Origin of the sequence: Neisseria iguanae (genome assembly GCF_003013245.1) — a bacterium.
GTDB classification, from domain to species: domain Bacteria; phylum Pseudomonadota; class Gammaproteobacteria; order Burkholderiales; family Neisseriaceae; genus Neisseria; species Neisseria iguanae.
Genome location: NZ_PXYY01000110.1, coordinates 1 through 7,344 on the forward strand (window position 1 = coordinate 1; position 7,344 = coordinate 7,344).

Annotated in this window: 10 protein-coding genes; 6 read left to right on the forward strand and 4 right to left on the reverse strand. The window is 49.6% G+C overall.

Annotation, left to right across the window (positions count from 1 at the left end):
* Positions 1 to 389: 389 nt before the first annotated feature.
* From C7N83_RS12275 to modA, 3 genes are all read right to left on the reverse strand, one after another.
* The gene (locus C7N83_RS12275) at positions 390 to 1,046 is read right to left on the reverse strand and encodes a sulfate/molybdate ABC transporter ATP-binding protein (RefSeq protein ID WP_106742982.1); all 657 of its coding nucleotides are present in this window, start codon (positions 1,044 to 1,046) and stop codon (positions 390 to 392) included.
* Positions 1,046 to 1,720, reverse strand: coding sequence for a molybdate ABC transporter permease subunit (modB, locus tag C7N83_RS12280; RefSeq protein WP_106742983.1), 675 nt, complete (start codon positions 1,718 to 1,720; stop codon positions 1,046 to 1,048). The genes C7N83_RS12275 and modB overlap by 1 nt, the downstream gene beginning before the upstream one ends.
* 137 nt (positions 1,721 to 1,857) lie before the next feature.
* The gene (modA, locus tag C7N83_RS12285; RefSeq protein WP_106742992.1) at positions 1,858 to 2,601 is read right to left on the reverse strand and encodes a molybdate ABC transporter substrate-binding protein; all 744 of its coding nucleotides are present in this window, start codon (positions 2,599 to 2,601) and stop codon (positions 1,858 to 1,860) included.
* Between the two features lie 307 nt (positions 2,602 to 2,908).
* On the opposite strand from modA, the gene C7N83_RS16780 reads away from it, so the two are divergent.
* From C7N83_RS16780 to rlmB, 6 genes are all read left to right on the forward strand, one after another.
* Positions 2,909 to 3,097: an AzlC family ABC transporter permease gene (locus C7N83_RS16780; protein ID WP_342747614.1), complete on the forward strand. Its 189-nt coding sequence runs from the start codon at positions 2,909 to 2,911 to the stop codon at positions 3,095 to 3,097.
* A gap of 19 nt (positions 3,098 to 3,116) precedes the next feature.
* Entirely contained in the window at positions 3,117 to 3,269 is a 153-nt protein-coding gene (locus C7N83_RS16785) for a hypothetical protein (RefSeq protein ID WP_342747615.1), read from the forward strand.
* A 9-nt stretch (positions 3,270 to 3,278) separates the two neighbouring features.
* Positions 3,279 to 3,467, forward strand: coding sequence for a hypothetical protein (locus C7N83_RS16790; protein ID WP_342747616.1), 189 nt, complete (start codon positions 3,279 to 3,281; stop codon positions 3,465 to 3,467).
* Between the two features lie 21 nt (positions 3,468 to 3,488).
* The gene (locus C7N83_RS12295; RefSeq protein ID WP_106742985.1) at positions 3,489 to 3,794 is read left to right on the forward strand and encodes a hypothetical protein; all 306 of its coding nucleotides are present in this window, start codon (positions 3,489 to 3,491) and stop codon (positions 3,792 to 3,794) included.
* A 39-nt stretch (positions 3,795 to 3,833) separates the two neighbouring features.
* Positions 3,834 to 5,552 (forward strand): phospho-sugar mutase, encoded by a 1,719-nt coding sequence (locus tag C7N83_RS12300; protein WP_106742987.1) that lies wholly within the window; start codon positions 3,834 to 3,836, stop codon positions 5,550 to 5,552.
* A gap of 197 nt (positions 5,553 to 5,749) precedes the next feature.
* A complete protein-coding gene (gene rlmB / locus C7N83_RS12305; RefSeq protein WP_106742989.1) occupies positions 5,750 to 6,499 on the forward strand; it encodes a 23S rRNA (guanosine(2251)-2'-O)-methyltransferase RlmB in 750 nt (249 codons plus the stop codon).
* Positions 6,500 to 6,923: 424 nt separating this feature from the next.
* On the opposite strand, the gene C7N83_RS12310 is transcribed toward rlmB, so the two are convergent.
* Positions 6,924 to 7,127: a hypothetical protein gene (locus C7N83_RS12310; RefSeq protein WP_146135158.1), complete on the reverse strand. Its 204-nt coding sequence runs from the start codon at positions 7,125 to 7,127 to the stop codon at positions 6,924 to 6,926.
* Positions 7,128 to 7,344 lie beyond the last annotated feature (217 nt).

Here is a 7,344-nt window from a genome sequence, read left to right on the forward strand (position 1 = left end):
TTCAATAACGGCTTGGGCTTGCGGGTGTTGGCAGTAGGGGAAACGCAGGTATTTCACACGTGCTATATGTTGTCGGTGAAGGCATAATGATTTGAATCAATAATAATATAGTGTCATCAATAAAGAATTGGTACGGGACAGCCGGCGACTGGTACGGTAAAACAGGCCAACGCCGTATCGGTTTTAGGGCATGTCCTCATTTCGTCTGCACCGCAGATTTTCGGGGAGAAAAAGCACGTATGCAAGGCGGTACCCAAAGAGAACGGTTTGACACACTGCGCCGGTAAAACCGGCCGGCGCGGCAAAGTCGGATTTCTTGCGTGCATTTCCAACGCCGCAGACGGTTTTTTATGCCGGAAAGATGCCGCATGATGAAATGAGGACACGCCCTAATATGCTTTCTCCAAATGCAGCGTACCATGCTCCATGTGCCAGACCTCCTGTCCCAATGCTTCAGCGTCGGCACGGTCGTGCGTAATCAAAATCATCGGCACACCCGCGGCCTGCTGCAAAGCCGACACTTCACGGCGGGTATGTTCGCGCAATTGTGCATCCAAAGCGGAAAACGGCTCGTCCAACAGTAGCAGTTTCGGGGCGGTAATCAGTATTCGAGCCAAGGCTGTGCGCTGTTTTTGCCCGCCCGAAATTTGGGTGGGATAATGGTTAGCGATGTGTGTCAAATCAAGCAATTCTAACCAATGCTTTGCCTTTTCAGACGGCCTTTTGCTCGGATTGCGCCAGCCTGTTGCCAAACCGAAATCAATATTCTGCGCCACGGTCAAATGCGGAAACAAGGCATAATCTTGAAACAACAGACCGGCTTTGCGCGCTTGTGTGGTTAACTTTGTGCGATCGTCCCACCATGTCTCGCCGTTGATGCAGATATGACCGCTGTCAGGTTGAATTAAACCGGCCAATAATTGCAAGGTTAGGCTTTTACCCGAGCCGGAGGCGCCTAAAATGACAACTCGCCGCGAATCGGATTTCAGGGTGGCATTCAAGGTAAACGACGGCAGTTTCTTGTGCAATTCAATATCAAACAGCATTATTTTCTTCCGCCTTTCACGCGCATCAAATGTCCGGCTGTCAGTAAAATCACGATACACACCGCCGACACCAGCAGCACCAAACCGTTTGCCAACACGTCATCGCCGGCCTGCACTGCTTCGTAAATCGCAATCGATAAAGTCTGCGTCTGCCCAGGAATGCTGCCAGCAATCATCAAAGTCGCACCAAATTCACCCAATGCGCGGGCAAACGCCAGCAAAATACCGACCAGAATCCCGCGCCACGCCAAAGGCAGGCTGACACGGAAAAACACCGCCGCTTCACTCAAACCCAACACCCGCGCCGCTTGTTCCAATTGCGCATTTACTTCTTCAAACGCCGCCCGCGCCGGTTTGAAAATCAGCGGGAACGTCACCGCCATCGCCGCAATCACTGCGCCCTGCCAAGTGAAAACCAGGTTGATGTGGAACGATTCTTTCAGCCAAACGCCCAATGTGCTGTTGCGGCCGAATGCCACCAAAAGATAATAGCCCAACACAGTCGGCGGCAGCACCATCGGCAAGGTCAATATCGTGTCGAGCAGGTTGCGACCGACAAAACGCCACCGTGCCAATACAAATCCGACAGCAACGGCAAACACGGTATTCAACAACGTAGCCGTGGCGGCGATTTTAAGTGAAAGCCATAAGGTGGTCAGTAAGGTTCCGTTCATTGGTAAGGTTCGAGGCCGTCTGAAAACAAAATGAGCATGTTCATTCTTGATAAAACAAGCAGAACAGAAAACAAGTAAAGTCCCAGGCCGTCTGAACAATCGTTATGCTTTCAGACGGCCTGTTTTACCAAAATCCATCAAGGTTTTTTAAATCCATAGCGGTTTAACACGGCTTGTCCCTGCGCCGACAACACATACTGTACAAACCGCCCGGCTTCTGCCGGCTGTCTGGTGGTTTTGCTGACCGCAATCGGATAAGACACCGCGCTTTGTGTCGGTACTGCCGTCAGAATTTTCACTTTATCTTTCATCAAAACGGCATCGGTTCGATACACAAAGCCAGCATCGACTTCTCCTCGCGCGATATAATCTAAGGATTGCCGTACGTTTTGCGTGGTGATGATTTTAGGCTGCAAACCTGCCCACAAGCCTGCTTTTTCCAAACTGGCTTTAGTGTAACGTCCGACCGGTACGCTCGCCGGATTGCTGACGGCAATGCGGTCAAAATGCCGGCTTTGCAAATCGCCGGGTTTGTTAACCGTATATTTGCTGCTTTTCGGCGCGGCAATCACTAAAGCATTTTGCGCGAATGTTTTGCGACTGGCGGCATCAATCACGTTTTTCTGCTGCGCCTGATTCATAGTGATTTCATCGGCAAAGGCCAACACGTCCACCGGTGCGCCCTGCACCACCTGTTGCAGCAAGGCACCCGAGCCAGCGGTATTAAGTCTGATTTTGCTTTGTGGATATTGTTTGTGATAATCTATGATAATGTCGTTGAACGCATCTTTCAGGCTGGAGGCGGCAGATACGGTGATTTCAACGGCAGAAACTTGACCTGATACTAAAGCGGCCAACAAAAATATATAGGGGATTTTCATGCGGCGAACCGATTGATTGGTTAAAAAATGTCGTTTTACCATCTCTCCTTATCAGTTTTTATAACTAAAAAGAATTAGTTCATTCGTATCGTTTTCGCAACAGGCCGTCTGAAAATCAATGTGTGTATAATGCGCCTTTTTAATATTGGAACGTTTCCCATCATGATACTTTTCCGCAGCAAGGATTTTTCGTGATAGCAAAGACCGCTCACCCATGCTTATCGGCTTATTACCTTGGACAATGATTTTTGATGTATAAGGCGCGCAAGAAGTCATAGGCTGGCTGAAAATAATGCTGATGACAGCAATGAATTTTACCGCCGGCTCGGAGTTCGGTGCAGTCAATTTGTGGGTACATCAGCTGCCGGTTATCATGTTGTTCATGATCACCCTTATGATCAACTCGCACCATATTTTGATGGGGGCGGCCCACGCGCCGTATATGAAAACCGCGCCGATGAAAAAAGTGCTGCCTTCGTTGTTTTTATATGTGTAAAGAAATATGGACACTGGGTTTGGCCGATGTACAAAAGCGCAAAACCGTCGGTTTGACCGGTTTTAATTTTGCGTATTACGGCGGCACGTTTTTCATTATATACACCACATGGATTCGGTTTGCCACACTCGGCGCGGCCATCAGCCCGATGTTCGGTAATGTGTCGACTTAAGATTTCGGCATGGCGTTTCCGGCAGTGTTTTTGGTAATTATGAGCAGCTTGTGGAAAAACTTTGCAGTGGCACGGCCTTGGTTTGCCAGCCTGATTGTCACAAGTCCCACCTGCCTGAGCGTTGACGGCGCATGGTGCGTACTGACGGACACATTGTCCGGCCTGCTCACGGCCTATCTGCCGGGGGAGCAAAAATGATTTTGCTCGACTCCTGCTCTTTTGCGCTATGCTGTGCGTAACCTGCGCTACACCTCTACACGCCTGATTGGTTTTTTTGCCCTGCACAACCGCATATTGAGCAAGCGTGCACACCGCGTGTTGATTTCGGTGATTACACCGTATTTTGTGTCCGACAAACCGCACAAACTGATTGCCACTGCCTTGACTGTATTGGCGGCCAGCCGTTTTTCCATGTTGGTTACGGTCATCATCGGCGTGGCTTCATCAGGCATACCCGGCTGTTTGATACGGCAACAAAACCTTACCGCCACCACGAATCGGAATCAATGTACACTGAGAGTATAACCTTGTTCACAATCTGTTTTTAACCAAAAGGACGATTAGATGGCTTACCAAGAAACCTATCAAAAATGGTTGGATTTTCCCGACATGCCTGACTTTTTAAAACAAGAATTATCGGCCATGGATGAAAAAACTAAAGAAGACGCATTCTACGCACCGCTGGAATTCGGTACTGCCGGTATGCGCGGCGTCATCGGTGCCGGTATCAACCGCATCAACCGCTATGTGGTACGCCAGGCCACCGAAGGCTTTGCGCAACTGGTTGCCGCCAAAGGCGAAGCCGCCAAAGCTGCCGGGGTGGTGATTGCCTATGATTCGCGCCATTTCTCGCAAGAATTTGCGTTTGACTCCGCCGCCTTACTGGCGCAACACGGCATTCAGGCTTATGTGTTCGAATCATTGCGTCCAACCCCTGAATTATCCTTTGCTGTACGCGAACTGAAAGCTGCCGGCGGTATCATGATTACCGCCAGCCACAATCCGGCCGAATTCAACGGCTACAAGGTTTATGGTGAAGACGGCGGCCAATTGCCGCCCGACGATGCCGCCGTGCTGACCAAACTCATCCGCAACGCAGAAGACCCGTTTGCCATCAATGTGGCCGATTTCGACACCGCCCGTTCAGAAGGCAAAATTATGTTGCTGGGTCAAGAGATGGACCAAAAATACTTGGCCGCCGTCAAAACCGTAACCATCAATCCCGAGTTGATTCAGAAACACGGCAAAAACCTGAAAATCGTCTATACCCCGCTGCACGGTACGGGGGAAATGATGGTACGCCGCGCATTGCAGCAAGCCGGTTTTGAGTCGTTTGAATTGGTAGAAGAACAAGCCGTGGCCGATCCGAATTTCACCACAGCCCGATCACCCAATCCCGAAAGCCAAGCTGCATTTGCCTTGGCTGAGAAACTGGGTGCAGAAGTCGGTGCAGACCTGCTGCTCGCCACTGATCCTGATGCCGACCGCTTAGGCGCGGAAATCCGCCAAGCCGACGGCAGCTACTTAACCTTAACCGGCAACCAAATCGGTGCCGTAATGGCCAAATACATTTTGGAAGCACGCCGCCAAGCCGGTACGCTGCCGGCAAACGGTGCCATCTGCAAATCCATCGTATCCACCGAATTGGTCGGCAAAATCGCCGAAAGCTATGGCGTGAAGGTATTCAACGTATTGACCGGTTTCAAATTTGTTGCCGAAAAAATTGCCGAATTCGAACGCACGCAGGCATTTGGCTATTTGTTCGGCTTTGAAGAGAGCAACGGTTATTTAATCAAACCGTTTGTCCGTGACAAAGACTCGGTGCAAGCCGCCGTAATATTTGCCGAAATTGCTGCCTACTACTGTTCACGCGGCATGACTTTGGCCGACGGTCTTGATGAAATTTACCGCGAATACGGCTATTATTTCGATAAACCGGTTTCCATCACCATGAACGGCATCGGCGGCACAGCAGAAATCCGAGCAATGATGGATAAATTTCGTGCCAACGCGCCGAAGCAGTTTAACGGCACCGACATCGTAAAAGTAGAAGATTTCCAAGCGCAAACTGCCATCGGTGCAGATGGCAACATCACCGCTTTAAATACTTCGCCAAGCAATGTTTTGAAATACTACCTGGCCGACGGCTCTTGGGTCGCCGTGCGCCCTTCCGGTACCGAGCCGAAGATTAAGTTCTACATTTCTGCCGTCGGCAGCAGCATGAACGAAGCCGAAGCGAAATTCAACGCAATGAATAAAGAAATCAGGTCATTTATTGCCTGATTATTGCCTGATTCGATGTTGTCACTTTCAGGCTGTCTGAAAAATAGCCAATCATTTTTCAGACAGCCTTGAAGCTGCAAAACCGTTTTCCACAACACGGCAGGTTAAAGGGCAGGCAAAGATTGCGGTCACACCGTACAGATGGCCTCATACAAATCCCGTATAATGCCGTTCGAAACATTTTATTAAGTAAAACAATGACCAACCAAAGATTGATTTACGGCTTCCACGCCGTCAACGCCCGTTTATGGCAAAACCCGAAATCCATTACCGAACTCTACGTCCGAGAAGGCAAAAACGATGCCCGCACGCGTGAAATATTGGAAAAAGCCGCCGCCGAAAACGTGCGCCTGCATTTTGCCAAGGCCAACCGTCTTGACACCATCGCTAAAGGTGCACGCCATCAAGGCGTGGTCGGCTTTATCGATGCATCTAAAAACCACGTCCACTTGGAAGACGTATTGGAAAACCTGCGCGAACCGGCATTTTTATTGATACTTGACGGCATTACCGATCCGCATAACCTGGGCGCCTGCCTTCGTACCGCCGATGCCATGGGCGTGCATGCGGTGATTGCACCTAAAGACAAAAGCGCAGGCTTAAACGCCACCGTCAGCAAAGTTGCCTGCGGGGCGGCCGAAACCGTGCCCTATATCACTGTCACTAATTTGGCACGCACCTTGCGCGAATTGAAAGAATACGGCATTTGGATTGTCGGCACTGACATAGGCGGCCAATCCGACCTGTACCATACCGACCTGCCGGAAAGCCTGGCGTGGGTGATGGGCAGCGAAGGCGAAGGCATGCGCCGCCTGACGCGCGAACATTGCGACATGCTGGTGTCGGTTCCGATGTTCGGCACCGTTGAAAGCATGAATGTGTCGGTCTCCGCCGGCATGGTGTTGAGCGAAACCCGCCGCCAACGTGTGCTGAAAGCGGAACAGTAAACCTGTTGCCAAATGTGCTGAAAGCGGAACAGTAAACCTGTTGCCAAATGTGCTGAAAGCGGAACAGTAAACCTGTTGCCAAAAAGGCCGTCTGAAAAATAAACACACCATGTGATTTTTTCAGACAGCCTTTTATCGTGAAGCCACCAAGGCTTCCTGACAATGACTTGTCATATCGCCAATATTAAACAAAATAAAGGCAGATAAGTTAGAATTTTTGTCGCCAAACAAAACCCTCTTATCTACCTTGCTTCGAACATTATTTACAGATGAATACCGGTCAAAGCAATTGACTATTCTGCTTGATTTAGGAGTTTACCATAACAAAAATCTGCGTCAGACGATAGAAGCAATACGCTATTGTACCGGCACCGGCATACCGTAGGAAGACATTCCACCCTCATCGGATAAAGCCAATTCCCTGTTACGCACCTTTCACCGATGGTCGGAAAAAGGGATTTTTCAGAGCATTCTCAAAGTCTTCGGCCGCCATTAACCGTTTTGAACTGATCCTCCGTTTGACCGATTTGTCCCGGTTGATCAGGTTCAGTGCCAACTGCTTCAATCTGTGCATATTTTTTGCCGCATATTGCTCCCGCAGACACATCCGGTCACCGGTAAACCACATGTCCAAACACCAAAAGGACATTTTTTGCCGTCACGGGTATTGAGCCCCTAAAAATCTTACAGAATAAGGCTTTCAGCGATTTTCATCACCTTTTTTGTTACTTACCTCTGATTATTATTGATTCAAATCATTATGCCTTCACCGACAACATATAGCACGTGTGAAATACCTGCGTTTCCCCTACTGCCAACACCCGCAAGCCCAAGCCGTTATTGAA